Raw genomic sequence first — 26,046 nt, forward strand, 5'->3', positions numbered from 1 at the left:
GAAGCTCTATCGGTATCCTGCGCCCCTGGACTTGACGCCAAGATGGCCGGACTTCTGCCGGATGACCGCGTCGAGTGGCGGCTCCGCCCCGCGAGCGGACCGAGAGAGGGCGCGCGGACGACCGTCACCTGTGGGTCGAACTTGTAGTTCATCGGACAGGGAAGCGGTCATTGACTGCCACAAGCAGGTGAACGACAGGTAACCGGCGCATTGCCGTCTGATTGTGCGCGCCCGACCAACGGCAGGTCAGGCCGATTATGTTGATACCTCGATTATGGACGCCGTAAGATCGAGCGGGCACGCGAGTTCGCCGATCCAGTTCCGCGACTTGAGAGCAAAGGCAGGCAGCGACTCAGCGGGGTTGGAGCACGCTCAAAAGCTGCTCGGGCATACGAAGCGTGACATGACCGAGCACTACATCAGAAAGAGGCGCGGCGACAAAGTTCGACCTGTGAAATGAAAACGGCCAGCGCATCGGCTGGCCGTTTTGTAGAACAGTTCGGCTTTTGTAGATTATCCACTGCTGTGGATAACTGCCAGAACCGCTTGTGTAGCTTGGGGCGACATACCGGTTTTGAACCGGTGACCTTTGGAGCCACAATCCAAGTTTTGCAGCATTTCCGGTGCTTACTACACCAATACTGAACACTACTTAACCGTTGTATTTATTGGCTAAAAGCCTTACTCTTCATTCCAGAACTCGACCCCGTTTTTACCCTGTCGTGCTTACTATCTGCTTACTGTGCGACCACTGGATGAGGTGTGGACCATGCCAAAACTGACAAAAGCATCTATTGAAAAACTGCAGACACCCGACCGTGAACTATTCGTATGGGATGACGAGATAAAGGGCTTCGGCGTCAAGCTGTTCCCGTCCGGAGTGAAGTCGTTCGTCTACCAATACCGGACGCCCGAAGGCCGCACCCGCCGCGTGACCATCGGCAAACTGTCGGACACGCTGACGACCGACCAGGCCCGGCGCAAGGCGAAAGACTTGTCGTTCCAGGTGCATGCAGGTGGTGACCCTCAAGGCGAAAAGCAGGAACGCCGGAAGGCCGAAACTGTGGCCGACTTGCTTGACGCCTACCTCGAGAGCGAGGCATTCCAGGCGAAGGCCGCGACCACACGCACCGTTGACCGAGGCCGCATTGAACGGCACTTGCGCCCCCTGCTTGGCAAGCATTTTGCGGATCGCGTGACGCCCGAGATGATCAAGCGCATGCACCGCGAAGTGACCGAGGGCAAGACCGCCGCCGACATCAAGACCGGCCACCGTGGCCTAGCGCGCGTGCGAGGGGGCAAAGGCACCGCCGATAAGTCCGTGCTGATGATCTCCGCAATTTACAAATGGGCGATCGAGCAAGGTTTCGTGAAGGACAACCCGGCCAACACGATGAAGTGCTGGCAGACCGGCACACGCGACACGATCCTGGACGGCGCCGACGAGTATCGGCGGATGTTCGAGGCTATCCAGGCGCTGGAGGACGAAAAGCGCATGCGCCCCGCCGCTGCCGATGCGATCCGCCTGATTGCGCTGACCGGCGCCAGACGCGGGGAAGTCTCGGGGCTGCGCTGGAGTTACGTTGACCTGAAGGCCGGTCGCCTCGTGTTGCCGCCACACGCGCACAAGACCGGCCACCGCAGCGGCAAACCGCGCGTCATTACGCTGCCCGCCGAGGCGCAGGTTCTCATCGCGCGACAACCGGCCGGCGACCCCGACGGTTATGTGTTCCGGGCCTGGCGCGGTAACGGTCCGATCGAGCTGGGTCGCGAGTGGCCGAAGGTGCGCGCCCGTGCCGCCCTCCCCGCTGGCCTGGGCTTGCACGGCCTGCGGCACTCCATCGGCACCAGCTTTGCGATGCAAGGCGCTTCCGCTGTCGAACTGATGGAGCTGCTCGGGCACAAGCAGGTGGAGACGACCATGCGCTACATCCACATTGCCGAGAACGCCCGCAAGACCATTGCCGAACGGGCCGCGTCGGTCGCGCTGGCGGGGATGGCCGGCAAGTCGGACGACGATCGCGCAGAGGTTGTGCCCCTGAATCGGGGGACACGAGCGTGACGGGGCGCTTTCAAGACTTCAACGCCGTCGACCAAAGCATCATTGCGTGGGCGGTATCGGAGAATGCATCGCGCCACATGGCCCTGTACGACGTTACGGGGAATGGCCTGCTGATCTGGAAGGCCTACGCCGAGTATCGGCAAGCCGGCATGCCGGTTCCCGAAACCATCCTTGCCAAACTCGACCAGTACGGCGCCAACCTCATGAAGGCGGGCAGTTCCGACGATGTCGCCGAGGCATTGGAACTCAAGAGCGCAGGCGGCGGGGCTCAGCGTGGCACCCTGCTGGCGGGGCAGGAACGCAGCCGCGACATTGTGGAGGCGTACCACATCGCACGGCTTATGAACAGGAAGCGTGACCCCGCGAAGAAGCTCAAGAAGAAAGAACTCGCCGAGCGGGTCGGCGATCAGTTTGCCAAGCTCGACCAGTCCGGCGCCGACCAGTCCGGCGACCCGTCCGCCAAGCCGGTCGGCATTTCCGTTAACGAGGTGCAGAAGCGATATTCGGACTGGAAGAAGGTGTCGGCCGCCCGCTCGACACCCGCGGCGAACCCGCTTGACGATCTGCTTGCGAATCAGATCAACCGAAAAACTTAACCGAACTCCGCGAGAATGCTTAAGGCATAGATAGTCCGTACGCTGGTCCTCACCGTAACAACTAGTGAGGACCAGCAAATGACCCGCTTTCTTGACCGCCGCGAGGCCGCCCAATATCTGACTGAGCGCGGCTTGCGCTTCTCCCACACGACACTGCAGAAAGTCGTAACGACTGGGGGAGGCCCCCGGTATCGGCTTTTCGGCAATCGCGCCGTGTACGACCCGGCAGACCTCGATACATGGATCGAGTCGAAGCTGTCCGCTCCCCGTTGCTCGAGCAGCAACGCATCATGAGCGGCGCACTTACCCGCCGGACCGTTGATCTGGTCCGTGCCCGCCGACAGCAGGCCACCTGCCCGACTCTCCGCCTGGAGATGCTCGCCTGCAGCCGTGAAGGCCGCCGTGAGCTGGAGCGCGCCAAGCTGAAGGCCGAGCGCGCCGCCCGCAGGGAGGCAGCCAGATGACAGACAACAAAAACGGCGCCCCTGGGCAGGATGGCGCCGTCCAAATCACACACAGCAATCATACCGCGACGGAAAGCGAACTCGTCAACCGATTCGCCTATTGGCGGTGGACGCGGGGTGCCCCGGATGCGGCTGCCGCGATCCTCGCCGCCGGGGAGCTGCTGCTGGGGCTGATCGCCCGCACGCTGGAGGGCCTACCATCGTGCAAATAAGACATTCCCCCGACGAACTGCGGCGTGCCTTCTGCCTTCCCACTCCGATACCTGAAAGCAACGTTCCCGCGCAACCCCCGCCGAAGCCTGCGCCGACCCCGGTAAACGGCGAGAACGTCCCCAGCGAGTTGAAGGAACTGCGGCAATGGGTCTGCTGGCGGTGGCAGTGGAACGGCAAAAAGTGGGACAAGGTGCCATATCGCGCAGATGGGGGCGGCCTGGCGAAGACGACCGACCGGAGCACCTGGGCGACGTTTGACCGCGCTCTTGCCGAACATCACGCCGAACGCTTCGACGGCATCGGGTTTGTGTTCACCGCAGAGGATCCGTTCTGCGGCGTCGATCTGGACAAGTGCAAAGGCGAACCCTGGGCGCAAGGCATCATCGAGGCGTTGGACAGCTACACCGAGACGACCCCGAGCGGCACCGGCTACCACGTTCTAATCAAGGCGGACGCGTCGGAGCTGCGATCCAAGAGCCAGGCGTTTCAGGGTGGCCGTGTGGAGGTCTACGACCGTGGGCGATACTTCACGGTCACGGGCTGGCGCGCCGCCGACGCGCCCCAAGCGATCCACGAGAGACAAGCTGCAGTAGAACGGGCGTGTGCGCCTCTGGTCAAGGCTGGCCCGCAAACACCGCAGACGAACCAAGCGGGACGCCTGAGCCGCGAGCGCATCGCGGAATGCCTGCAACGAATCCCGAACGACGATTTGCCATATGAGGATGACGGCGGGCAGCCTTCATACCTGGGCGTCATGATGGCCGTGCACCACGAAACCGGCGGGCAGGGCTACGACCTGTTCCACCTGTGGAGCGCGGGTAGCAGCAAGCATGTCGAGACCGAGGACCGGCGCAAGTGGGTCTCTCTGTCGCGGACGCCCGGCGGTATCACGGGCCGGAGCCTTGAGCGTTGGGCGAACCTGCGGACTCCGAGCGGTGGCGGCGCGCAGAACGCCCCCGGCGACCACCTGCAGCTCGCCCGCGAAGTCGTCAACCGGCTGGGCGAGGGAAACGTGATTTACGCGCAGGTGACCTTCTGGCGCTGGAGCACGTCGGGTGTATGGCGGAAGACCGACGACCGAGAGATTAAGCAGACGGTACACGCCGCCCTGGCCGATGGCGGCAAGGTGACCCGGACGCTTGTCGACGGCGCGGCCGACCTGCTGAAAACGGAACTCTTCGCGCCGGAATCACCCTTCGACCGGCAGACGGACTGGACGCGGGTGAACGTCCGGAATGGCACCTTGCGGCTCGACGGCGGGGTTTGGCGACTCGACCCGCACAGCCGAGACGACCACCTGACCACACAGCTACCCGTCGCCTATGACCCGCAGGCGCCGTGCCCCCGCTTCGATCAGTTCGCGCAGGAGGTTTTCGACGGTGACCCGGACGCCAGCGATAAAACGCGGTGCGTGCTGGAGGCCATCGGCTACACCCTGCTGACGACGTGCCGATTCGAAAAGTTCTTCCTGCTGATCGGCAGCGGGGCGAATGGAAAAAGCGTGCTGCTGGGCGTGGTCGAAGCACTGGTAGGCCCGCAGTACGTCGCCGCTGTTCAACCATCACAGTTCGAAAACCGCTTCCAGCGGGCCCACCTGCACGGCCGCCTCGCGAACATCGTGACCGAGATCGCCGAGGGCTCGGAGATCGCCGACGCTCAACTGAAGGCCATCGTGTCGGGTGAGCTCACAACGGCCGAACACAAACTGCGCCCGCCTTTCGAATTCACGCCCTTCGCGACGATCTGGCTTGGCACGAACCACATGCCACACACGCGGGACTTCAGCGATGCGCTGTTTCGCCGGGCCGTCGTGCTCACCTTCAATCGCAAGTTCTACGGCGAGCAGCGCGACCCGCACCTGAAGGACAAACTGATTCAGGAGCTGCCCGGCATCCTGGCGGCAAGTCTGAAGGCCGTCGCCGGGGTAATCGCCCGAGGCGAATTCACGCTTCCGACATCCAGTGTCAGCGCGGGGCGCGCGTGGCGGATGGAGGCCGACCAGGTGGCGCAGTTCGTCGAGGATGCCTGCACGGTCGAGCCGGCTGCGAAATGCACCTCGGGCGATCTGTACCGCGCCTATCAGTCGTGGGCGACGTCAAGCGGCATCCGCCGCACGCTCAACCGGAAGAATTTCACCGCACGGCTAGAGCGCCTGGGGATGCAGGCCGCCAAAGGCGCGCAGGGCGTCCGGATGATCCACGGGCTAACCCCCCGACCGGTGGAGACATACACATGAGATCCGCAAAAAGAGGCGCGAGGGGCGTGAGTGGCGCGAGCTTCGAGATTACCCCATGTGAGATCGAAGACTTTATAGATCGCAAAGTAGGGGGATTAATACAAGGTAATGTAGAACCTCGCGCCACTCACGCCCCTCGCGCCCCCGGTGGCCCGCCGCTATTTGTGGACGGATCAGACCTACTTGCCGCGTCTGGCTGGTGCACTGGCTGGGGATCTCGCCGACCGTCCGCAAGTATCAAGAGCCGGTCGGCCTGGAGCGCGTACTCAATGAGCATATCGCTGCGGTCGCTGCTGTGCCCGTGCTCGAGCTCGACGCCGAGCCGGCGCCGCTGGAGGACAACGCGAAATGACCGATGACGAGCGCATCGAAGCCTGCGCCGCGATGTTGCTGGCCGCCGTGCGCGAGTCCGGCGTCTGGATGAGTGGCGATCAGCGCGTGAACGATGAGACGGCCGCGCAACTGCTCGGCATAGCGGTCGGGACGCTCACCAACTGGCGCAGCGCTGGTGCCGGTCCCACCTCCTACAAAGTGACCTCGCGCCCGACATATCGGATTGCCGACCTGGCGGAATTCATCGAGCGGCAACGATTGGTGAACGAATGATCACGCGGCATCACGCGGCATCACGCGCCGTCACGCAACCGCCCCCCTGCCCGGCTGCGCGCGCTGGGCGGGTGGGCGAAGATACATGCACTGAACACACCCACTTGGAGTACTGAAAATGGCCGTTTCAATTCAACCACGCGGAACCTCATATGCGCGAGCAGCCATTGCGTTGATGTTGCAAAAGAGCTGGCCCGGCGCGCTCGAGCTTGCCGAAGCACGCTGGGGCGGCAACCAGGCAGTCCACGGCTTCATGCGCAAGTGCTCGGTTTTCGTCAAGCAGTACGGCGCGCTCGCCATCGAGCAATGGGGCGAGCTTGCGGATGGGGCCAGCGCTGAATATCTTGACGGCGTCGCGCAGCAGTCCATTCTGGGGCGCCTGCAGGGCCTTGCGCGCGTTCCGAGTCAAACCCCGTTCGTCACCCTTGACGATGCAGTGGCACATTGGGTCGAGGAAGGGCGGGCCGTCCAAATTTCCGGCGGCACATTGGCGCATGACGCCATGCGGCCGCTCCGGGTCAGCTCGTTTTCCGCGTTCCCGAATGAGCTGTTGAAGAATGCTTCGGCCGAGGCCGAGGCGCTGGTGCTCCGTGGATTGAGGCGCGCCATCCAGCACGCGGTGGACCTGGCCTTCATCGACCCGGCTGGCGAGGGTATCGCGCGGAAGCGGCCCGCCAGCGTGACCTATGACCAGCCGACCGTCGCGTCGACGGGCGATCTGGCCGAGGATGTGGCTGCGGCGCTCGACCTGTTCGCTGGTCACTACGACAGCACAAGCGTGGTCCTTCATCCCCGCACCGCCGCGCTGATCGGACTGAAGGCCGGCGGCCGAGGCGTCGCGGCAGACATTGGCGCAAAGGGCGGCACCCTGGGAGGCCTGCCCGCGATCACTTCCGAGGCGGCCGACGCGGACGAGATCACCATCATCGACGGGTCGGCGGTCGCACTCGTTGACCTGGGCATCAGCCTGCATCAGAGCGATAGCGCGACCGTCGAGCTTGACGCAGAGCCGACCGCCGACGCCCTTGCGCCGACCGCCGCGACAAAGACATATGTCAATCTCTTCACCACCGAAAGCGTGGGCGTGATTCAAACCCGCGCAATCAACTGGAAGGTCACCCGCGAGGGCGCTGTGGTGCGCATCACCGGCTTTGCCGGATCGTCGGGAGGCTGATGTCATGGCGACCTTTGACCCGAATGCGGCAAACGCCGCGACCTGCGACCGCATGAAAGGGGCCTTTATCGAGGAGATGCGGGCAGATCGCAAACCGATGACCTTCACCTCGGGCTTGCTCGCCGGTGTGATGCGGATGCTCGGACTGGCTACCGCCGATGCGGCGGCCCACATCGCGGCCTTGGAGAAGCGCGTCGCCGAGGCGGAGCAACGTCTGGCAGAGGTGGAAGGCCGCAAGTCCCTGGCATATCGCGGGGTGTTCCGATCATCGGAGCACTACACGCCCGGCGACTTTGTAACTCATCGCGGATCAATCTATGCGTGCTCCGCGCCAACGAGCGAAGCGCCGGGCGACGGACCGGGTTCCGGGTGGAGCCTGGCCTGTAAAAAGGGCCGCGATGGCCACAATGCAAGAGGGGTACGCAATGAAGATGACAACTGATGGCTTGGACCACCTGGAAGGCTTACGGCCTGTGCTGCGCGAAGCCTTGCGGCCCCTGGCCGATGCGCTCGACGCCCCGCGCTTCGACTTCCATAGCCAGGAGCACGCCGAGGACGGGACGCTGCAGATGATGTTCGAGGCGAGCGACGGTCGGACCTACGTTTGCACGATGCCGGCAGACGGATCGCCGCCAGTGCTGTGCCGGGCCGACTGAAATATGACGGGGGGCTATCTGAGGTTCGACCCCAAAGACACAGTACACCGGCCGCCCCCAATCGCGTTAACGAATTTGAGGATCTCCTTTTGAAAACTCCACCGCACCTCCGCCCCGAGTCCGCCGAATTGTGGCAACGGATCGTCGACGAATACGGCATCGGCGACGAGGCCGGGCTGCTGATGCTGCAATCGGCGCTGGAAGCCTTTGACCGGCTGCGCGAATGTCAGGAGGCCATCGCACGAGATGGCGCCTGTGTGTCCGACCGCTTCGGCCAGCGAAAGGCGCACCCGTTGCTGTCGGTCGAACGTGATTCTCGAGCCGCCCTGATGGCCGGGCTCAAGGCGCTGAATCTCGACCTTGAACCTTTGCGCGACGGGCCGGGCCGCCCGCCCGGGAGCTGAGCCATGCCGAGCAAGCGAACCCGGCGCGGGCGCGCCACGTCACTGCCGCCCGATGTGACTGCGCTATTTCTCGTCGGGTGTGGATCCAATCACATCGAGCGGGCCGAATTTGCGCGTCTGTGGCGGGTGCACGGGTGGACGTTCTGCCGCACTCAGTCGAACCCGGGAACGTCCTGGGGCTGGCTTGAGTTTGGCGCGCCGCCCGAGCCGGTAGGCACGCCCTGGGGATGAACGTGGCCCGCGCAACCCGTCGAAGCGCCCGCCGCCTGCGCGAACTGGACCGACGGCAAGCCATCATTGAGCGTGCCCGCGAGGCGCTGGCGGCCGGACGGTTCGACAATGAGCCGACCCGCCGCCGGCTGGCCGAGCACGTGTGCAGGCTGGAGCCGTGGCGGGCGCTTCGTCGCCCGTCGCTACTGGAGGCCGTGGAGCAGTGCCTCGATCTGGAAGCCGCGGATCGGGGCCGGCCGATAGGAGCAAGGCATGAGCGAAAATGACTGGGAGCCCGCGTGGAAGCCGGGACCACGCCAACTTGAACGCCGACGCGCCGCCATCCTGGCTGAATGTGAACGGCGGGCTATCCAAGTCACCCGTGTCGGCAAGGCGTGGCTCCTGCGGGCGCCCGGTATCCACTTGCATGTGAGCGACCTGGCAAGCGTGAGCGTTGATTGTCTGAAGCCTGCCGGCCGCGACTGACCTACCCGTCCGGGGGCGTGGGTGCACTTTGCCCCTCGGCGGCGAGCGGCACCGGCCACTCAGGCGGACGCGGGTGCCCGCGAATCATGAACTTTGCCCCCGACCGGACCCGGATGACGGGACACCCGGGCCCGATCATGCTGTGTAATCAACCGCGGGCGTCTAGTCCTTCGACGTGCGGAGCCGGCAGGAGCCGGATTCGCAAACCGAATGAACAAGGCGACCGTCAGAGCATCTAGCCTCGTAAAAGCTCACTCCGCCGTTCTCCTTGAACTTAAGCGGTAGGCCTGTTGTTTGGCATCCGTTCGCAGCGAGCGTAGCGCTCGCAGTCACAGCGTCTTTGGATGATGAGTCATCAGTAGCGGCGGGTGGTGCAGCCTCCCCTCTCTCGCCTTCCGACTTGCTGCGCATTGCCGCTGTCCGCCTTCCCGGCACAGACCCTGAAACGGCACGATTGAACGAAAGGGATGCTTCAAGGGAATCGGGCCGACAGCCGAAAAGGTTATTGCACCAAACAGAAACATCCAAGCGCTTGCGTCCGTCTGGCATTGGATCCATCGTCACGCGAACGGCAATATTCACTGAGTATGGCTCAGGGTTGTACGTCTCGATAAAATCGTCGGTGATGTGCTGAATTTTTCGCGACGAGTTATCCAGCACCCATCTCCGTGCTGAAGACCACATTACTGAACAATCTTGATCGGTACTGCAAGTGGGGGCCGTTCGCCTAACCTCCTCCTGTAGAGCCTTCCGTTTCTCTAAGTGAGCAGCACACCCGCCCGATAGGATGGCTGCAGCCAATACGGCCAACGTCGAACGCATCATCATGACTTTCCCCTATGGCATCTATCCGCGCAGCCTTGCGCATTGTCCTATTTGAGGTGGTGCGGTGAGATTCCCTATGCGCCTGTCGCATGAACTGGATCAAGGTTACGCCATGCCGTCGAGAGGAGCGCGGGGGTGTGCTGGTGACCACAGCACCCAGCGTGAAAAAAAAGGCCCGGTTTTCGCCGGGCCTTCGTGCTTACTACCTGCTTACTGTGGCTTTTGCACCTGCGGGAAGATCCCGCTAAGTGCTTGTTTATTTGGGGCGACATACCGGTTTTGAACCGGTGACCTTTGGAGCCACAATCCAACGCTCTACCAACTGAGCTAATGCCGCCACCGTCTGGATCCTGTCAAAGACAAGATCCGGATAACTGTCTCTGGCCTGCCCGGCAGGGATCGAACCTGCAACCCCCGGCTTAGAAGGCCGGTGCTCTATCCAATTGAGCTACGGGCAGATCCCGCGGGCATTTCGGGGTGAAGCTGGTCGGGGTGGTGGGATTCGAACTCACGACCCTCTGCTCCCAAAGCAGATGCGCTACCAGGCTGCGCTACACCCCGAGAGACGCGCACTTTACCGACTCTTTTTCCGGACGTCAAACTTTTCGTTCAAATCACCACCGGGGGCCGCCGTCCGGCAAATCCGGGCATGATGTCCGCCGCCTTGCTGACGCGTTTCTTTTCTGCTATTTAGATTCATCCCCAAACTTCTCCGACTATAAATGGACTGCAGTCATGCCTGAAGACCTCTTGCATCAACCGTTCCCGTCCTATAGCCCCGCTCCCGAAGAGGAGTACATGAGCAAGAAGCAGACTGCACACTTCAGCAAGATGCTCACCTCACTCAAACAGGAACTGATGGAGGACATCGAGCGCACCGTGCATGCAATGCAGGATGAACCGACGGTCTTTGCCGACCCCAACGACCGCGCCAGCCAGGAGACCGACATGGCCCTGGAACTGCGCAATCGGGATCGCGAACGCAAGCTGATCAAGAAGATCGACGAGGCTCTCAGCCGGATCGCAGAAGGCGAGTACGGCTACTGTGACAGCTGCGGGGTCGAAATCGGTCTGAAGAGGCTGGAAGCCCGCCCGACGGCCACGTTGTGCATCGACTGCAAGACGCTGGAGGAGATCCGGGAGCGCCAGATCGCTCGTTGAGCGCCCGCTGCCGACGGGCGCCGACCCGAAAGCGAACCCTGGCGATGGAAAAAAAGGACGCCGTAGCGTCCTTTTCTGATTGTCGCACGATCAGATGATCAGCTTGCCGACTGCGGCTCGAGCAAGGCCTTCATGCTGAGACGGATCTTGCCACGCTCGTCGGTCTCCAGCACCTTCACGCGCACCGCCTGGCCTTCCTTGACGTAGTCGGCGACGTTATTCACGCGCTCGTTGGCGATCTGCGATACATGCAGCAGGCCGTCGCGGCCCGGCATGATATTCACGATCGCGCCGAAGTCGAGCAGACGGATCACCGTGCCCTCATAGACCTTGCCCACTTCGACCTCGGCGGTAATGGCCTCGATCTTTGCCTTGGCGGCCTGGGCGCCTTCGGCGCTGACGCAGGAAATGGTGACATTGCCGTCGTCCTGAATCTCGATCACGGCGCCGGTTTCTTCCTGCAGACCGCGAATGACCGCTCCACCCTTGCCGATCACGTCGCGGATCTTTTCCGGATTGATCTTGATCGTGATCATGCGCGGCGCGAACTCCGACACTTCGCCCCGGGCGGTATCGAGCGACTGCTTCATCAGGCCGAGGATATGCATCCGGCCCACACCCGCCTGCGACAGCGCCACCTTCATGATTTCCTTGGTGATGCCCTGGATCTTGATGTCCATCTGCAGCGCGGTGACACCGTTCTCGGTACCCGCAACCTTGAAGTCCATGTCGCCGAGGTGATCTTCGTCACCGAGGATGTCGGTCAGCACCGCGAAGCGGTTGCCTTCCTTGATCAGGCCCATGGCGATGCCCGCCACGTGCGCCTTCATCGGCACGCCGGCGTCCATCAGTGCAAGCGAACCGCCGCACACCGAGGCCATCGAACTCGAACCGTTCGACTCGGTGATCTCCGAGACCAGACGCACGGTGTAGCTGAAGTCTTCCGGGTTGGGCAGCGCGGCAATCAGGGCGCGCTTTGCCAGACGACCGTGACCGACTTCGCGGCGCTTGGTCGCGCCGAAACGGCCGGTCTCGCCGGTGCAGAACGGCGGGAAGTTGTAGTGCAGCATGAAGTTCTCGCGATACTCGCCGGCGATCGCATCGATGATCTGCTCGTCGCGACCGGTCCCCAGCGTTGCCACCACGAGCGCCTGGGTTTCGCCGCGGGTGAACAGCGCCGAGCCATGGGTACGCGGCAACACGCCGGTGCGGATCTCGATCGGACGCACGGTGCGGGTATCACGACCGTCGATGCGGGGTTCGCCGTTCAGGATGCGGCTGCGGACGATACCGGACTCGAGGTTGAAGAAGATATCCTTCACTTCGTTCAACGACGGTGGGCTGTCCAGCCCTTCGGTCACCGCAGCGACAGTCCGCTTGCGGATCTCGTTGACACGCTCGCTACGCGCCTGCTTGCTGGTGATGTTGAAGGCCTGCTCGAGTTCGTCCTTGGCCAGTTCGGCAATACGCGCGATCAGCGCTTCATTGCGCGCCGGTGGTTGCCAGGTCCATTCGGGCTTGCCGGCGACTTCGACCAGTTCGTTGATCGCGCGAATGGCGTGCTGGAGCTGATCATGGCCGAACACCACGGCACCGAGCATGACCTCTTCGGACAGCTCGCGGGCTTCGGACTCGACCATCAGCACGGCGGCTTCGGTACCGGCGACGACGAGATTGAGTTCGCTGGTCTTGAGCTCTTCGGCGGTCGGATTCAGCAGGTACTGGCCATCGAGGTAACCCACGCGGGCGGCACCGATCGGGCCGTCGAACGGAATGCCGGAGATTGCCAGCGCAGCGGAAGCGCCGATCATTGCCGGAATGTCGGAGTCGATTTCCGGATTCAGCGACAGCACCGTGACGATGACCTGGACTTCGTTGTAGAAGCCTTCCGGAAACAGCGGCCGGATCGGACGATCGATCAGACGGCACGTCAGGATCTCTTTCTCGGTCGGGCGGCCTTCGCGCTTGAAGAAACCACCGGGAATGCGCCCGGCGGCATAGAACTTCTCGACGTAGTCGACGGTTAGCGGGAAGAAGTCCTGACCGGGCTTGGCATCCTTGGCGGCGACGACGGTCGCGAGAACCACGGTATCGTCCATATTGACGATCACTGCACCGCCCGCCTGACGCGCGATCTCGCCGGTTTCAAGGGTAACGGTGTGGGCGCCGTAGGCGAAGGTTTTTTTAATGGAGGTAGGCAAGAGAATTTCCTTTAAATGAATGCAGCGACCAACAACTGCAGGAACAGGCCGAAAACGGGACCGGAAAACGACAAAGCCGGCGCGACCTCAGGAGGTCGCCCCGGCTTTGCTTGCTCAGGCCGCCGTTTCGGGCGCTGTCGGGCTGATCACGAACAGCGACTTACTTGCGCAGACCCAGACGTTCGATGAGGCTGCGGTAGCCATCGGCATTCCGACCCTTCAGATAGTCGAGCAGCTTGCGACGCTGGCTGACCATCTTCAGAAGACCGCGACGGGAGTGATGATCCTTGCCGTGCTCCTTGAAGTGGCCGGTCAGGCCGTTGATGCGGGCGGTCAGCAGAGCGACCTGAACTTCCGGCGAACCGGTATCACCCGGTGCGCGCTGGTAATCGGAGACAACTTGCGCTTTGGTTGCAATATCGAGAGACATGTGCGTGTTTACTCTTTTCGTTCGACCAATCAGAAGCGGTGGATTATACCCAGGACCGCGCCAAGAATTCAATTACTTTGATTCGCCTCACCGGTTGCGATGAGACGCTTCGCCCACAATTTACCGTCCGCCTTCCATTCGGCAAGACCGAGAAAGGCATCCGGACCGTAAATGCGGGCAAAACCCTGCCCCTGTTCCTGAATGCTCAGCGGCTGACCATGCAGCATCAGCGCCGCCTGAGCGGCATCCAGATCGACCCGCGAGAACACGCTGACGAGGGCGTCGGCGGGTGCCAGAAGCGCATCACGCGCATCGCCTTCAGCGCCCTCGAGTCGGGCAAGCGGGATCGCGTCGGCGATGACGAAGTCACCTATCCGCGTCCGCCGCAAGGAGCACAGATGCGCCCCGCAACCCAGCGCCGCACCGATGTCCATTGCCAGCGAGCGGATGTAAGTCCCTTTGCTGCAATCGACGCGAATGACGAAACGGTGAGCGTCGAACGAAACCAGTTCGATTGCGCCAATCCGGACCCTGCGCGCATTGCGTTCGATCTCGATGCCTGCACGCGCATATTCGTACAGCGGCTTTCCGTCGCGCTTGAGCGCCGAGTACATCGGCGGCACCTGATCGATATCGCCGACAAAGCGCGCAAGGACCGCCCTGAGCCCTGCCTCGTCGACCGCGACCGGGTGCGTCGCGAGCACTTGGCCCTCGGCGTCACCGGTATCGGTCTCGACCCCAAGCTGCACCCCCGCCTCGTAGCTCTTGTCGGCATCGAGCAGCATCTGCGAAAACTTGGTGGCCTCGCCAAAGGTGAGCGGCAGCAGCCCGCTCGCCATCGGGTCCAGCGTGCCGGTATGTCCCGCCTTTGCCGCGTTCAGCAACCGGCGTGCGGTCTGCAAGGCGCCATTCGAGCTTATCCCGACGGGCTTGTCCAACAGCAGCACGCCGTCGACCCGGCGACGAACAATCTTGCGCTGCATGCGCTTCAAGCCTGCATACCGTCAGTCTTCATTCTCATCACGCGTGCGCTCTTCGTCCTCGCGCACGGTGCGGTCGATGAGCTGGGAAAGGCGACTGCCCTCTTCCACCGACTTGTCGTAGTGAAAATGCAGTTCGGGAATGGTGTGAATGCGAATCCGACGCCCGAGCTCACGGCGCAGGAATCCACTCGCACGATTCAGTCCCTTGAGAATCTCCGGGACACTGTCCTGTCCCGTCATCGACGTGAAAAAGACCTTGGCGTGCGCATAGTCGGGGGTGATCTCGACATCGGTCAGGGTGATGAATCCGACGCGCGGATCCTTCACCTCCATCCTGATCAACTCTGCCAGCTCGCGGCGGATCTGCTCCACCACGCGCTGGCTGCGGGAATATTCCTTTGGCATCGATCAGAGCGTCCGCGCAACTTCCTTGATCTCGAAGGCCTCGAGCTGATCGCCAACCTGGATGTCGTTGTAGTTCCTGAGCTGGAGACCGCATTCGTATCCGAATTTGACCTCCTTGACGTCATCCTTGAAGCGCTTGAGCGACTCCAGCTCGCCGGTCCACACCACGGTATGGTTGCGCAGCAGACGGACCGAGGAACCGCGTTTGATCAAACCTTCGAGCACGTAGCAACCTGCCACCGAGCCCACCCTGGAGATCGTGAACACCTGGCGGATCTCGACCATCCCGGTGATTTCCTCGCGCTTCTCGGGCGCCAGCATGCCCGACAGCGCAGCCCTGACCTCATCCACCGCATCGTAGATGATGTTGTAGTAGCGGATATCGACCCCGAAGGTTTCGGCCAGCTTGCGTGCACCGGCGTCGGCTCGGGTATTGAAGCCGATGATGACGGCCCCCGACGCTTGCGCCAGGTTCACGTCCGACTCGGAGATGGCACCCACGGCGCCGTGGATGACGTTGACCCGGACTTCGTCGTTGGAGAGCTTGACCAGCGACTGCACCAGCGCTTCCTGAGAACCCTGAACGTCGGCCTTGATGATCAGCGGCAGGCTCTTGACCTCGCCTTCGGACATCTGCTCGAACATGCTCTCGAGCTTGGCGGCCTGCTGCTTGGCCAGCTTCACGTCGCGGTACTTGCCCTGGCGGAACAGTGCGATTTCACGTGCCTTCTTCTCGTCGGCAAGTGCAATCGCCTCGTCACCCGCAGCGGGGACGTCGGACAAACCGAGGATTTCGACCGGGATCGACGGCCCGGCCGCGTCGATGGACTTGCCATTCTCATCGAGCATGGCGCGAATGCGACCAAACGTCGCCCCCACCAGCAGAACGTCACCCTTGCGCAGGGTACCGGACTGCACCAGCAGCGACGCCACCGGACCACGCCCCTTGTCGAGACGCGCTTCCACGATCAGGCCCTTGGCCGGCGAATCCACCGCAGCGGTCAGTTCGAGCACCTCGGCCTGCAACAGCAGCGCCTCGAGCAGTTCCTCGACCCCGACCCCGGTCTTGGCAGACACGGGCACGAACATGACTTCGCCACCGTACTCTTCCGGAATCACACTCTCGGCGACCAGTTCCTGCTTGACCCGCTCGAGATTGGCATCGGGCTTGTCGATCTTGGTGATGGCCACCACCAGCGGCACGTTGGCCGCCTTTGCATGGTGAATCGCTTCGCGCGTCTGCGGCATCACCCCGTCGTCGGCCGCCACCACCAGGATGACGATGTCGGTTGCTTTCGCACCGCGGGCACGCATGGCGGTAAATGCCTCGTGACCCGGGGTATCGAGGAAGGTGATCATGCCGCGCGGCGTTTCCACGTGGTAGGCACCGATGTGCTGGGTAATGCCCCCGAACTCGCCGGCGGCAACCTTGGCGCGCCGGATGTAGTCGAGCAGCGAGGTCTTGCCGTGGTCGACGTGACCCATCACGGTCACCACCGGCGCGCGCGGCAGGATCTCGAAATCCTTGTGCTCGTCGCTCTCCTCGAGGAAGGCGTCCGGATCGTCCAGCTTGGCCGCGAAGGCCTGATGACCGAGTTCTTCCACGATGATCATCGCGGTTTCCTGGTCGAGCACCTGGTTGATCGTGACCATCATGCCCATCTTCATGAGCGCCTTGATCACTTCGGTCGCCTTGACCGACATCTTGTGTGCGAGATCGGCTACCGTGATCGTCTCGGGCACATGAACCTCGCGCACGATCGGCTCGCTCGGCGCCTGGAAGTTCTGCCGGTCATCCTGCTGATGACGACCGCCGTGACGACCGCCGCCCTTTGCGCCGCGCCAGGCATTGCCGGTCGTGGTCGCACCGACTTCGCCGCGGGTCTTCAGACCACGCCGCTTGGCGCTCTCGTTCTCGCGTACGCCGCCTCGCTTGGCGGCGGCGTCCTTGGCCGGCTTGTCGTCGGTTTTTGCCGGACGATGCAGCGTACCGGTGGTGGCCTTTGCCGCGGGCTTTGCCGTCGGCTTGGCCGCCTCCACCGGACGAGCGGCTTCTTCCTTTTGCAGCTGTTCGGCGCGCAACCGTGCTTCTTCCTCGGTCTTGCGGGCCTCCGAAGCAGCCTTGGTTGCCAATTCGCGCTCCTGGCGGGCACGGAGATCGGCCTGCTGGCGCTCGACCAGCTCACGATGCCGACGCGATTCCCGCTCGCGCGCTGCGACCTCCTCCTCGCTGAGGATCTGGCTGATCGGTACCGGACGAACACGTCTGATCGTGGTTGCAGGCCTTGCCTCGGCCGATTCCGGCGCGGCGGAAGCCTCCTCTGCCGGAGCGGCGTCGGCCGCCGCTGCGGATTCAACCACTGGTGCAGCTTCGACCACCGGTGCGGACTCGGGCTCGGCAACCGCCGTCTCCGCCACGTCCGGCTCGATCACCGGACCTTCCGGCGCTGCCGGCATTTCTTCCGCGGCACGCTGCGCCTCAACCACCTCGACGATGGCCTCGATCACATCTACTGCCGGCTCGACGTCCTGGTTCTCTTGCGACGCCTCCAGAACCTCTGTCGCGGACTCCGCGGCAACCGGCTCGTCACGCTTGACGAAAGTGCGCTTCTTGCGAACCTCGACCTGAACCGTACGGGCACGGCCCGTCGAATCCGTTGCGCGGATTTCCGAGGTCTGCTTGCGGGTCAGGGTGATCTTGCCCTTCGGCTCGATGTCGCCATGCGCACGACGAAGGTAGTCCAGCAGACGTGCCTTGTCGTGCTCGGTCAGCATGTCGTTGGCGCCGGTCTTGTCCACACCGGCACGCTTCAACTGCTCGAGCAGCGCCACCGCCGGCATTTTCAGTTCGCCGGCAAACTGGGTCACGCTCATCTGTTCCATTACTGCCCTCCCGTCATTCTTCGAACCAGTGGGCGCGAGCAACAGAAATCAGCGCCTTGGCTCTCTCTTCGTCGATCCCGGCCATTTCGACCAGCTCGTCGACCGCAAGGTCAGCCAGATCGTCCCGGGTGCGAATCTCGTGGCTCGCCAGCATCGCGGCGAGCGCCTTGTCCATTCCGTCGAGGTTCAGCAGGTCGTCAGCGACGTTCTCCAGCTGTTCCTCGGTCACAATTGCCTCGGTCAACAACACATTGCGCGCACGGTTGCGCAATTCATTGACCGTATCCTCGTCGAACGCCTCGATCTCGAGCATCTCGGCAAGGGGTACGTAAGCGATCTCCTCGAGCGAAGAGAAGCCCTCGTCGATGATGATGTCGGCCACTTCCTCGTCCACATCCAGCTTCGCGATGAACAGGGCACGCAAGGCACTGCGCTCCTGTTCGGAGCGGGCTGCGGATTCCTGCTCGCTCATCAGATTGATGGTCCAACCGGTCAGTTCCGACGCCAGCTTGACGTTCTGGCCGTTCCGGCCAATGGAGATGGCAAGATTGTTCTCGTCCACCACCACATCCATCGCGTGTGCTTCCTCGTCGACCACGATGGAAACGACCTCGGCCGGCTGCAACGCAGCGATCACGAACTGGGCCGGATCCGCCGCCCACACGATGATGTCGACCTGTTCGCCACCGATCTCGTTCCGGACCGCGGTTACCCGCGAGCCCCGCAAACCGACGCAGGTTCCGATCGGATCGATGCGCGGATCGTTGGACTTCACCGCGACCTTGGCGCGCAGGCCGGGATCCCGGGCACACGCCTTCATTTCGAGCAGACCGTCTTCGATCTCGGGCACTTCGAGCTCGAACAGCTTCATCAGGAACTCGGGTGCGGTACGCGACAGGATCAACTGCGGGCCGCGGGCACCACGATCGATCTTCAGCAGATACGCCCTGACCCGATCGCCCACACGAAGATTCTCGCGCGGAATCTGCTGGTCACGCGGCAGCACGGCTTCCATCCGACCGACCTCGATGATCGCGTTGCCACGCTCCATACGCTTGATCGACCCCGATACCAGGAATTCCTTGCGCTCGAGGAAGTCGTTGAGAACCTGCTCGCGCTCGGCATCGCGGATCTTCTGCAGAATGACCTGCTTCGCCGCCTGAGCACCGATGCGACCGAAATCGATCGGCTCGAGCGGCTCCTCGACATAGTCACCCAACTGGATGTCCGCGCGGACCTCACGAGCATCGATGATGCCCATCTCGGCCTCATCGTTGGTCACTTCCTCGTCGGGCATGACCAGCCAGCGGCGGAACGACTCATAGTCACCCGTTTCACGATCGATGGTGACGCGCACATCGGCATCGTCGTGAACGCGCTTCTTGGTCGCGGAGGCAAGCGCCGACTCGAGTGCGGCGAACACGATGTCCTTGGCGACGTTCTTCTCACGCGCCAGCGCATCCACAAGCAGCAGAATTTCGCGGCTCATTTCAGGAAAACCTCCACATCCAGAATCTTAGAATTTCGGAACAAGGCGTGCCTTCTCGACATCGTCGAAAGGAAGGAGCATTTCGCCCTTGTCGGTGGTGAGCGCAATTGCGCCATCACGCACCCCCTGAAGGACGCCCACAAAATTTCGCTGGTTACCCACCGGCGCGGACAGCCGCAACTGGATTTCCTGCCCGGCAAAACGATCGAAGTCGGCCAGCTTCTTGAGCGGCCGATCGAGCCCGGGCGAGGACACCTCGAGGCGGTCGTAATCGACGTTCTCGACCTCGAAAACGCGGGTCAGCTGGTTACTGACGGTCGCACAATCGTCAACGGTGATGCCCCGTTCGATATCGATGAAAACGCGCAGCAATCGCCCCTTCGGCGACAACTCGACATCCACCAGCTCGAACCCGAGGCCACTGACGACCTGCTCGATCAGACTTCCTAGATCCACCCGCATACCCTTGCCATCCGCGACCACAAATAAAAAATGGGCGAAACGCCCATCCCACTTGACCACAACCAGAGAAACAGCCTACCCAATTTTCAGGGCACCTGTTAAAGCCAGTCGAGTATAGCGCGAAAACCCCGTGGCAGGCAAACAGGCATCGCTCGCACAGCGCATACCCGACACCCTCGGAAGCGGGCGAATCCGCACCCGGACACCCCGACGCAGAGGCCTCGTCGCCATCACTCAGGCACGCGGCAAGGTACGCCGGAGTTTCGGCGCCTGGGCCTTACCCGGCGCGCCCTGCTGCGGCACCGGTGGCGGCAGACCGGCGAGCTTGCACACCTCGGCCTCCGGCATCTCCATCCACATGCCCCGCTTGAGACGCGAAGGCAGTTCGACCGGGCCGTAACGCACTCGCATCAGGCGGCTCACGGTAAGCCCGATGGCTTCGAACATGCGCCGAACCTCGCGATTCCGCCCCTCGGACAGCGTCACGTGATACCAGTGGTTGACACCCTCGCCGCCGGCGGCCACCAAGGTATTGAAACGCGCGGGGCCGTCCTCGAGCACGATCCCTTCGGTCAGCGCCCGCGCCTGCTCCTGGGTCAGCTCGCCCAGCAGTCTGACCGCATACTGCCGATCGATTTCGTAGCGCGGATGCATCAGCTTGTTGGCGAGCTCGCCATCACTGGTAAACAGCAGCAGACCGGAGGTATTGAAGTCCAGACGCCCGACCGCGAGCCACCGCCCCTTGCGCAGCACCGGCAGGCGCTCGAACACGGTTGGCCTGCCCTCGGGATCGTCCCGGGACACGATCTCTCCCTCGGGCTTGTGATAGATCAGCACGCGCGGAGTGCGCTGCACGAAGCGCAATGGAATCAGCTTGCCGTTGAGCTTGACCCGATCCCCCGGTCCGATCTTCTGGCCGAGCGATGCCGGCAGACCATTGACCGAGATACGCCCCGCCACCACGAGCTCCTCGATCTCCCGACGCGACGCGACCCCGGCCTGGGCGAGCACCTTCTGCAGGCGCTCGGGCTCGGTAAAGGTCGCTGGCGCGCCACGCGCCGACCCCTGCCGGCGCGCAGGCCCCGGCCCTTCGGGCTTCATCGCTGCCGGGGTGCCGAGCGCCGATTTGTGCGCATCGGGGCGCAGCGCCGGCGCACGGTCATCGGCCCCCTCGTCGCGGCGAGGATTGCGGCTGTCGCGCCGGGTGTCGCGAGCCGCAGGCTCAGTCGCTTTCTTGGTGGGCGGCCGCAGCGGCCGCTTCGATCTGTGTGGTGTCGACAAGATCCATGATCCTTTCGATTTCGGTGAGAGCCGGCAGCTCGGTGAGACTGCGCAGGCCCATGTCATCCAGGAAGCGTCGCGTGGTCGCAAACAGCGCCGGGCGGCCCGGCGTGTCACGATGACCGACGATGTCGATCCAGCCCCGCGACTCCAGGGTCTTCAATACGCCGGGCGATACGGCAACACCGCGAATATCCTCGATGTCGCCGCGCGTAACCGGCTGACGATAGGCGATGATCGCCAGGGTTTCCATCACCGCCCGCGAGTAGCGCGGCGGCTTTTCCTCCTTGAGACGATCCAGGTACATCTGGAACGCCGCACGCGTCTGGAAGCGCCAGCCAGTGGCCAGCTGCACCAGCTCGACCCCCCGCTCGGCGGCATCCCATTCGGCGCGCAACTCGTCGAGCAGACGGCGCACCAAGTCGGCACCGGGATCGGCATCGAACAGTCCACGCAAGACCGCCACCGACAGTGGCGCCGGGCTTGCCAGCAGCGCGGTCTCGATGATCCGTTTGTAAAAATCAGGCGTTGTCGCGCGATCCATCAGCCAGTCTCACGTAGAGCGGCGCAAACGCCTCGTTTTGCGTGACCTCGACCAGCCGTTCCTTGACCAGTTCGAGTACCGCAAGAAAGCTCACCACCAGCCCGGCCGGCCCCAGCACCGGGTCGAACAGGGTATCGAACACCACGAACCCACCGTCGCGAAGCTTGCGCAGGATGGCGGTCATATGCTCACGCACCGACAGCTGCTCCTTGCCCACCCGGTGGTGCTGCGTCAGGCGCGCCTTCTTCATGATCCGCAACCATGCCAGTTGCAGGTCGTGCAGATTGACGTCCGGCAGGCATTCAACCACTTTTTCAGCGACAAAGACGCTGACCCACTCGAAATCGCGTTCCACCCGCGGCAGGGCATCGAGCCGTGCCGCAGCCAGCTTGGTCTGCTCGTATTCGAGCAGACGACGCACCAGCTCGGCCCGCGGATCCTCCTCGCCAGCGTCTTCCCGAGGCGGGCGTGGCAACAGCATCCGCGACTTGATCTCGAGCAGAACCGCTGCCATCAGCAGATAATCGGCTGCAAGTTCGAGATTGCTGGCGCGCATGGCCTCGACATATTTCAGGTACTGAACCGTCAATGGCGCCATCGGGATGTCGAGCACATTGAGGTTCGCCCTGCGGATCAGGTACAACAGCAGATCGAGCGGCCCCTCGAAGGCGTCGAGAAAAATCTGCAGTGCGTCGGGCGGAATATACAGGTCTTTCGGCAGTTCGAGCATGGGTTCGCCGTAAAGACGTGCCAGCGCCACCCGGTCATCCACCGTCGCGGTCGGGGCCAGCGCCAGCGGTAGATTCATCTCGCCCCCGACACCGGATCAGGTTTAGTGCGCACGAAAATCACCCCATCGGCTCAGCTGTAATCCAGGCCCATGGCCTCGCGGACGTCGCGCATGGTTTCCTGGGCCAGCTTGCGGGCGCGCTCGCAACCGTCGGCCAGAATATTGCGTACCAGCGAAGGATCCTCCACGTAGGGTTGCGCACGCTCGCGCAAGGCCGCCTGCTCGCGGAGCACCGCATCGATCACCGGCTGCTTGCACTCGATGCAGCCGATCCCGGCGCTGCGGCAGCCCTCCTGCACCCATCCCCGCACCGAATCATCCGAGTAGATCTGATGGAACTGCCACACCGGGCATTTTTCCGGGTCGCCCGGATCGGTACGGCGCGCCCGCGCCGGATCGGTCTGCATGGTGCGAATCTTGCGCTCGACACTGTCGTCGGGTTCGCGCAGATAAATCGTATTGGCGTATGACTTTGACATCTTCTGACCATCGAGCCCGGGCATGCGTGCGGCTTCGGTCAACAGCGCATCGGGCTCGACCAGAATCATCTTGCCGCCCCCCTCGAGGTAGCCATACAGGCGTTCGCGATCGCCGAGGCTCAGGTTCTGGGTCTCCTCGAGCAGGGCCTTGGCCTGCTCGAGCGCATCCTCGTCGCCCTCCTGCTGGAAGCGGGTACGCAACTCCGCATAGAGCCGCGCACGCTTGGAGCCCAGCTTCCGCACCGCCTCCCTTGCCTTGTCCTCGAACCCGGGCTCCCGTCCGTAAAGATGGTTGAAGCGCCGGGCGATCTCGCGGGTCATTTCGACATGCGGCACCTGATCCTCGCCGACCGGAACCTTGTCGGCGCGATAGATCAGGATATCGGCAGACTGCAGCAGCGGATAGCCGAGAAAGCCATACGTCGCGAGGTCCTTTCCGGATAGCTTTTCCTGCTGATCCTTGTAGGTGGGGACGCGCTCCAGCCAGCCGAGTGGACACATCATCGACAGCAGGAGGTGCAGTTCGGCATGTTCGGGCACCCGCGACTGGATGAAGATCGTCGCCTGGGTCGGGTCGACCCCCGCGGCGAGCCAGTCGATCACCATGTCCCAGACACTTTCCCCGATGACCTGGGGCGCCTCGTAACTGGTCGTCAGGGCATGCCAGTCGGCGACGAAAAACAGACAGGGATACTCTTCCTGCAGCTTGACCCAGTTCCTGAGAACACCGTGGTAGTGGCCAAGATGGAGGCGGCCGGTCGGGCGCATCCCGGAAAGAACGCGTTCAGCGTACATGAAGGTGTCTCAGTGTCCGAAAAGCAGGGCAAGGAAAAAACGGAACAACGCCAGCAAGGGGCCGAGAATCGATGCCAGTACGCCGGTAAACAGCAGTACCAGCAGGATCGGAAAGCCAAACGGCTCGAGCCGGGCGAATTGCCATGCCAGGCGGTCGGGCAACAGGCTCACTGCAATGCGACCACCGTCGAGCGGCGGGATCGGCAGCAGATTGAGCAACATCAGTACGCCATTGATCTGCATCCCGGCATCGGCCATCAAGGTGACCGCGTAGCCATAGCTGCCGGGCGCACTGCCGAACGCCAGCGAGTGGATCAGCGCCCACCCGAGGGCCATCATCAGATTCATGAACGGTCCGGCTGCCGCGACCCACAACATGTCCGCCTTGGGCTTGCGCAAGCGCCCGAAATCGACCGGCACCGGCTTGGCCCAGCCGAACAGGATGCCACCGCCCCCAAACAGCGTGCTGAGCGCGAGGATGCTCACCGGCACCAGCACCGTTCCCACGGGATCGATATGTTTGAGCGGATTGAGCGTGATTCGCCCGGCCAGATGCGCAGTCGGATCACCGAAGTGGCGGGCGACATAGCCGTGCGCCGCCTCATGCAGCGTGATGGCCAGCAGTACCGGAATGGCCCAGATGGCCAAGTTTGAAATCAGCGATTCCATGGGGTGGGCAGCATAAAGCAGCGCATTCTAACAGAGCGGGCCACCCTACCCCGCCCCGAGTCCGAACGGTGCCAGATCTCCCCGTCCGGCGCGCACCAGGATCGGCGCCCCACCGGTAAGGTCGATCACCGAGGTCGCCTCCGGTCCGCAAAACCCGGCCTCGATCACCAGATCGACCTGCTTCTCCATGCGTTCACGAATTTCGTCGGCATCCGTCAGCGGCAGATCCTCGCCCGGCAGCAGCAGCGTGGATGACAGCAGCGGCTCGTCCAGTTCGGCCAACAGTGCGGAAACCACCGCATGCTCCGGCACCCGCAGGCCGATGGTCTTGCGTTTGGGGTGCAGCAAGCGCCGCGGCAATTCGCGGGTGCCCTCGAGAATGAAGGTGTACGGGCCCGGCGTGGTGGCCTTGAGCAGACGATACTGGCTGTTGTCGACGCGGGCGTAGGTCGCGATCTCCGACAGGTCGCGACACAGCAAGGTGAAGTGATGGCGATCGTCGACCGCGCGAATCCGGCGGATGCGCTCGAGCACGGCCGCATCGCCGGTGTGACCAGCGAGCGCGTAAGCAGAGTCGGTGGGAAACACCACCAGCCCGCCGCCCCGTATGATCTCGGCGGCCTGGCGGATCAGCCGCGGCTGGGGTTGTTCCGGGTGAAGCGAAAAGAACTGGGCCATAAGTCTTTGTTGTTATCAAGAGTGTTCACAGCAGCCTCGACCAGACTGGGATCAGGTCAGCAGGCAGCGGATTGCAGCGCCCGAGATCGACCGGGCTTTCATTCTCACCATGAAAATCGGAAGCGCGCGACGCGAGCAGGCCGCGGCGACGCGCGACCGTGGCAAAGCGGCGCATTTCGTCCTCGGAGTGGGCACCCGAAACAACCTCCACCGCCTCGCCGCCGGCGGCAACGAAGCGATCGAACAGGGTTTCGAGATCGGCGGCCGACAAGCGGTAGCGCGCCGGGTGCGCAACGACCGCAATGCCACGCGCGGCGCGGATCCAGCCGACCGCCTCCTCGAGACTGGCCCATTCGTGCTCAACGAAGCCCGGCTTGCCCCGCACCAGGTAATGGTCGAATACGGTTCTGACATCGGGCATCAGGCCGCTTGCCACCATATGGCGCGCAAAATGAGCCCGGCTGACGAGATCTGGATTGCGCGCAAAGCGGCGCGCACCCGCGAGCGCATCGCGGATTCCGACCTTCTCCAGTGCGGCGGAAATGCGCTGCGCGCGCTCGTCGCGGCCGCTGCGCACCTGACGCAAGCCCTCGATCAGCGCCGGGTGGCGATGATCGACGCCAAGACCGACGATGTGGATCGTTTCCCCAGCGAACGAAACCGATATCTCGACTCCATTCACGAAACGCAGCCCGAGTTCGGCTGCGACCGCTGCCGCGGCATCGAGTCCGCCGAGTTCATCGTGATCGGTCAGCGCGAGCATCTCGACCCCATTGGCCGCGGCGCGGCGTACGAGGGCCTCGGGATCGAGCCAGCCGTCCGAGACGGTCGAGTGACAATGCAGATCCGCATTCATCGCGACGC

28 protein-coding genes and 3 tRNA genes are annotated in these 26,046 nt (G+C 63.1%); 14 read left to right on the top strand and 17 right to left on the bottom strand.

All coding sequences use genetic code 11. The features are described from left to right. Nucleotides 1-769 precede the first annotated feature (769 nt). The 13 genes from AC3A35_RS24855 to AC3A35_RS24915 all read left to right on the top strand — a co-directional run bounded on the left by AC3A35_RS24855 (nucleotide 770) and on the right by AC3A35_RS24915 (nucleotide 9,107). Nucleotides 770-2,062: a site-specific integrase gene (locus AC3A35_RS24855; RefSeq protein WP_487439226.1), complete on the top strand. Its 1,293-nt coding sequence runs from the start codon at nucleotides 770-772 to the stop codon at nucleotides 2,060-2,062. Continuing rightward, nucleotides 2,059-2,658 carry a hypothetical protein gene (locus AC3A35_RS24860; RefSeq protein WP_487439227.1) on the top strand — a complete coding sequence of 200 codons (600 nt, stop codon included), beginning with the start codon at nucleotides 2,059-2,061 and terminating at the stop codon, nucleotides 2,656-2,658. Before AC3A35_RS24855 ends, AC3A35_RS24860 begins: the two co-directional genes overlap by 4 nt. Before the next feature lie 78 nt (nucleotides 2,659-2,736). Further along, nucleotides 2,737-2,952 (top strand): helix-turn-helix transcriptional regulator, encoded by a 216-nt coding sequence (locus AC3A35_RS24865; RefSeq protein ID WP_487439228.1) that lies wholly within the window; start codon nucleotides 2,737-2,739, stop codon nucleotides 2,950-2,952. After that, nucleotides 2,949-3,122 (top strand): hypothetical protein, encoded by a 174-nt coding sequence (locus tag AC3A35_RS24870; protein ID WP_487439229.1) that lies wholly within the window; start codon nucleotides 2,949-2,951, stop codon nucleotides 3,120-3,122. Before AC3A35_RS24865 ends, AC3A35_RS24870 begins: the two co-directional genes overlap by 4 nt. Further along, nucleotides 3,119-3,334: a hypothetical protein gene (locus AC3A35_RS24875; RefSeq protein ID WP_487439230.1), complete on the top strand. Its 216-nt coding sequence runs from the start codon at nucleotides 3,119-3,121 to the stop codon at nucleotides 3,332-3,334. Before AC3A35_RS24870 ends, AC3A35_RS24875 begins: the two co-directional genes overlap by 4 nt. Beyond that, nucleotides 3,325-5,571, top strand: coding sequence for a phage/plasmid primase, P4 family (locus AC3A35_RS24880; RefSeq protein WP_487439231.1), 2,247 nt, complete (start codon nucleotides 3,325-3,327; stop codon nucleotides 5,569-5,571). Before AC3A35_RS24875 ends, AC3A35_RS24880 begins: the two co-directional genes overlap by 10 nt. A gap of 199 nt (nucleotides 5,572-5,770) precedes the next feature. Next, on the top strand, nucleotides 5,771-5,923 hold the full coding sequence (locus tag AC3A35_RS24885; RefSeq protein WP_487439232.1) for a hypothetical protein: 153 nt from the start codon (nucleotides 5,771-5,773) through the stop codon (nucleotides 5,921-5,923). After that, nucleotides 5,920-6,177, top strand: coding sequence for a helix-turn-helix domain-containing protein (locus AC3A35_RS24890; protein ID WP_487439233.1), 258 nt, complete (start codon nucleotides 5,920-5,922; stop codon nucleotides 6,175-6,177). The genes AC3A35_RS24885 and AC3A35_RS24890 overlap by 4 nt, the downstream gene beginning before the upstream one ends. A 118-nt stretch (nucleotides 6,178-6,295) precedes the next feature. Then, nucleotides 6,296-7,351, top strand: coding sequence for a phage major capsid protein (locus AC3A35_RS24895; protein WP_487439234.1), 1,056 nt, complete (start codon nucleotides 6,296-6,298; stop codon nucleotides 7,349-7,351). Nucleotides 7,352-7,355: 4 nt separating this feature from the next. Continuing rightward, a complete protein-coding gene (locus AC3A35_RS24900) occupies nucleotides 7,356-7,793 on the top strand; it encodes a hypothetical protein (RefSeq protein ID WP_487439235.1) in 438 nt (145 codons plus the stop codon). Next, nucleotides 7,777-8,007: a hypothetical protein gene (locus AC3A35_RS24905; RefSeq protein ID WP_487439236.1), complete on the top strand. Its 231-nt coding sequence runs from the start codon at nucleotides 7,777-7,779 to the stop codon at nucleotides 8,005-8,007. Before AC3A35_RS24900 ends, AC3A35_RS24905 begins: the two co-directional genes overlap by 17 nt. An 89-nt stretch (nucleotides 8,008-8,096) precedes the next feature. Then, the gene (locus AC3A35_RS24910) at nucleotides 8,097-8,411 is read left to right on the top strand and encodes a P27 family phage terminase small subunit (RefSeq protein ID WP_487439237.1); all 315 of its coding nucleotides are present in this window, start codon (nucleotides 8,097-8,099) and stop codon (nucleotides 8,409-8,411) included. A 483-nt stretch (nucleotides 8,412-8,894) separates the two neighbouring features. Then, nucleotides 8,895-9,107, top strand: a complete 213-nt coding sequence (locus tag AC3A35_RS24915; protein WP_487439238.1) for a hypothetical protein — start codon at nucleotides 8,895-8,897, stop codon at nucleotides 9,105-9,107. 1,086 nt (nucleotides 9,108-10,193) lie between these two features. Here the strand turns inward: AC3A35_RS24915 and AC3A35_RS24920 are convergent. The 3 genes from AC3A35_RS24920 to AC3A35_RS24930 all read right to left on the bottom strand — a co-directional run bounded on the left by AC3A35_RS24920 (nucleotide 10,194) and on the right by AC3A35_RS24930 (nucleotide 10,493). Beyond that, nucleotides 10,194-10,269 (bottom strand) — tRNA-His (locus AC3A35_RS24920). Between the two features lie 44 nt (nucleotides 10,270-10,313). Further along, a tRNA-Arg gene (locus AC3A35_RS24925) sits at nucleotides 10,314-10,390 on the bottom strand. A gap of 26 nt (nucleotides 10,391-10,416) precedes the next feature. After that, nucleotides 10,417-10,493: transfer RNA gene (locus AC3A35_RS24930), tRNA-Pro, on the bottom strand. A gap of 174 nt (nucleotides 10,494-10,667) precedes the next feature. Between AC3A35_RS24930 and dksA the strand changes: the two genes are divergently transcribed. Then, nucleotides 10,668-11,093, top strand: a complete 426-nt coding sequence (gene dksA, locus AC3A35_RS24935; protein ID WP_487439239.1) for an RNA polymerase-binding protein DksA — start codon at nucleotides 10,668-10,670, stop codon at nucleotides 11,091-11,093. A 98-nt stretch (nucleotides 11,094-11,191) separates the two neighbouring features. On the opposite strand, the gene pnp is transcribed toward dksA, so the two are convergent. The 14 genes from pnp to AC3A35_RS25005 form a co-directional block, all read right to left on the bottom strand. Continuing rightward, nucleotides 11,192-13,294 carry a polyribonucleotide nucleotidyltransferase gene (pnp, locus tag AC3A35_RS24940; protein ID WP_487439240.1) on the bottom strand — a complete coding sequence of 701 codons (2,103 nt, stop codon included), beginning with the start codon at nucleotides 13,292-13,294 and terminating at the stop codon, nucleotides 11,192-11,194. Between the two features lie 160 nt (nucleotides 13,295-13,454). Next, on the bottom strand, nucleotides 13,455-13,724 hold the full coding sequence (gene rpsO, locus AC3A35_RS24945) for a 30S ribosomal protein S15 (protein WP_487439241.1): 270 nt from the start codon (nucleotides 13,722-13,724) through the stop codon (nucleotides 13,455-13,457). A gap of 68 nt (nucleotides 13,725-13,792) precedes the next feature. Beyond that, nucleotides 13,793-14,707 carry a tRNA pseudouridine(55) synthase TruB gene (truB, locus tag AC3A35_RS24950; RefSeq protein ID WP_487439242.1) on the bottom strand — a complete coding sequence of 305 codons (915 nt, stop codon included), beginning with the start codon at nucleotides 14,705-14,707 and terminating at the stop codon, nucleotides 13,793-13,795. Nucleotides 14,708-14,728: 21 nt separating this feature from the next. Then, nucleotides 14,729-15,112 (bottom strand): 30S ribosome-binding factor RbfA, encoded by a 384-nt coding sequence (gene rbfA / locus AC3A35_RS24955; RefSeq protein ID WP_487439243.1) that lies wholly within the window; start codon nucleotides 15,110-15,112, stop codon nucleotides 14,729-14,731. Between the two features lie 3 nt (nucleotides 15,113-15,115). Beyond that, complete coding sequence (gene infB, locus AC3A35_RS24960; protein WP_487439244.1) at nucleotides 15,116-17,995, bottom strand: translation initiation factor IF-2; 2,880 nt, start codon at nucleotides 17,993-17,995, stop codon at nucleotides 15,116-15,118. A 13-nt stretch (nucleotides 17,996-18,008) separates the two neighbouring features. Beyond that, nucleotides 18,009-19,484, bottom strand: a complete 1,476-nt coding sequence (nusA, locus tag AC3A35_RS24965) for a transcription termination factor NusA (protein WP_487439245.1) — start codon at nucleotides 19,482-19,484, stop codon at nucleotides 18,009-18,011. A 27-nt stretch (nucleotides 19,485-19,511) separates the two neighbouring features. Then, on the bottom strand, nucleotides 19,512-19,946 hold the full coding sequence (gene rimP, locus AC3A35_RS24970) for a ribosome maturation factor RimP (protein ID WP_487439246.1): 435 nt from the start codon (nucleotides 19,944-19,946) through the stop codon (nucleotides 19,512-19,514). Between the two features lie 234 nt (nucleotides 19,947-20,180). Then, nucleotides 20,181-21,227: a 23S rRNA pseudouridine(2605) synthase RluB gene (gene rluB / locus AC3A35_RS24975; RefSeq protein ID WP_487439247.1), complete on the bottom strand. Its 1,047-nt coding sequence runs from the start codon at nucleotides 21,225-21,227 to the stop codon at nucleotides 20,181-20,183. Then, nucleotides 21,169-21,771, bottom strand: a complete 603-nt coding sequence (gene scpB / locus AC3A35_RS24980; protein ID WP_487439248.1) for an SMC-Scp complex subunit ScpB — start codon at nucleotides 21,769-21,771, stop codon at nucleotides 21,169-21,171. The genes rluB and scpB overlap by 59 nt, the downstream gene beginning before the upstream one ends. Continuing rightward, nucleotides 21,749-22,579, bottom strand: a complete 831-nt coding sequence (locus AC3A35_RS24985; RefSeq protein WP_487439249.1) for a segregation and condensation protein A — start codon at nucleotides 22,577-22,579, stop codon at nucleotides 21,749-21,751. The genes scpB and AC3A35_RS24985 overlap by 23 nt, the downstream gene beginning before the upstream one ends. Nucleotides 22,580-22,632: 53 nt before the next feature. Beyond that, nucleotides 22,633-23,835, bottom strand: coding sequence for a tryptophan--tRNA ligase (locus AC3A35_RS24990; protein WP_487439250.1), 1,203 nt, complete (start codon nucleotides 23,833-23,835; stop codon nucleotides 22,633-22,635). A gap of 9 nt (nucleotides 23,836-23,844) precedes the next feature. Continuing rightward, nucleotides 23,845-24,504 (bottom strand): site-2 protease family protein, encoded by a 660-nt coding sequence (locus AC3A35_RS24995; RefSeq protein WP_487439251.1) that lies wholly within the window; start codon nucleotides 24,502-24,504, stop codon nucleotides 23,845-23,847. Nucleotides 24,505-24,549: 45 nt separating this feature from the next. Further along, complete coding sequence (locus AC3A35_RS25000) at nucleotides 24,550-25,182, bottom strand: L-threonylcarbamoyladenylate synthase (protein ID WP_487439252.1); 633 nt, start codon at nucleotides 25,180-25,182, stop codon at nucleotides 24,550-24,552. A gap of 25 nt (nucleotides 25,183-25,207) precedes the next feature. Then, nucleotides 25,208-26,038 (bottom strand): 3',5'-nucleoside bisphosphate phosphatase, encoded by an 831-nt coding sequence (locus AC3A35_RS25005; RefSeq protein WP_487439253.1) that lies wholly within the window; start codon nucleotides 26,036-26,038, stop codon nucleotides 25,208-25,210. Nucleotides 26,039-26,046: the final 8 nt, after the last annotated feature.

It is taken from the genome of Azoarcus sp. Soil_N_20 (assembly GCF_057656155.1).